The organism is Mesobacillus stamsii, assembly GCF_030814065.1.
In the GTDB taxonomy this organism is placed as follows: domain Bacteria; phylum Bacillota; class Bacilli; order Bacillales; family Cytobacillaceae; genus Mesobacillus; species Mesobacillus stamsii.
Genome location: NZ_JAUSUN010000069.1, coordinates 1 through 1,028, shown reverse-complemented (window position 1 = coordinate 1,028; position 1,028 = coordinate 1). Strand labels below are relative to the sequence as shown.

The following is a 1,028-nucleotide window of genomic DNA, read 5'->3' as shown; positions in this document are numbered from 1 at the left end:
GCGATTGTTTCTTTTCTTTATCCCAGTAAGAAATAGATTGGTAAGCATAGGTAATTCCAGTTCTCTTGTCGGTTTGATAAACAATTGCAGCCATATTCAGCCCCCCTGTACCTCGTTATGTTAATTATAAAACATAACGAGATAAAAGTCAACCAAAAAGCTAATAAACCGTTGAAACACAATGGTTTATTAGCTTTCATCGTTACAGATTCTCGGGAATGCAGGGTAAATGAGGTTTTTTAGAGGGTTATGTAAAACAAAGTGCCGAAACTTTAAATTTGTTTCGGCACTTCATATTTTTTATGAGAATCATTTAATCTAGCTGTAACGTTTTGAAATATAAAATTCAACTTGTTCATTACCTATTGCAGGTTCTAAGACCATTTTAGAAGTTGAATTAGTTAAGTAGGTTAAGGAGCTTTCTGCAACTTTATCTGAAAACTTTATATCCCCACTAACTTCAATAGTTAATAAATCTTCATCAAATAATTTATGATGATTTGCACATAACCAGATTCCATTATCTCTATTAGTGGAATGATCAAGCTTTTCCTCAAGAGTTAATTGGTGCTCTTTTTTTATTGATGCTACCGGCCAAATATGTGCACCTTGGATTAATTGTGGAATATCACATTCACAAAAGGCACATTTTTTTGGTCCTAATTTATCTAAAAGATTATATATAAAATGAGGTGAACGTAGGTCGGCATTTTCTTCTAATAGTTTTCTTTCCATTGTCAAAGTTGTAGGAATTACTTCAATTTTACCTAATGCATTAATTATTGCTAAATCAGGACCAGGTAAATTAGTGAGATTTTGCTCACATATGATATATAATTTAGCCTGTTCTTCTAATAAGTTTGATAGAGCTAAACATAAAAGTGTAGTTTCTTTTTTATTTGCACCATAGGTCTTACCAAATATCTCTACTACTGTTAATGACGTTTTATAATGTCCAAAACTTGACGATATTAATTGTCCTAAAACTGACGGATATACTGTCCAAAAATAAAAAGGAAGCATTTTCC

Annotated in this window: 1 protein-coding gene; it reads right to left on the bottom strand. The window is 31.6% G+C overall.

The features are described from left to right. Positions 1-318: 318 nt before the first annotated feature. A partial coding sequence (locus tag J2S25_RS20005; protein WP_307192720.1) for an HNH endonuclease signature motif containing protein occupies positions 319-1,028 on the bottom strand: 710 nt, incomplete at its 5' end.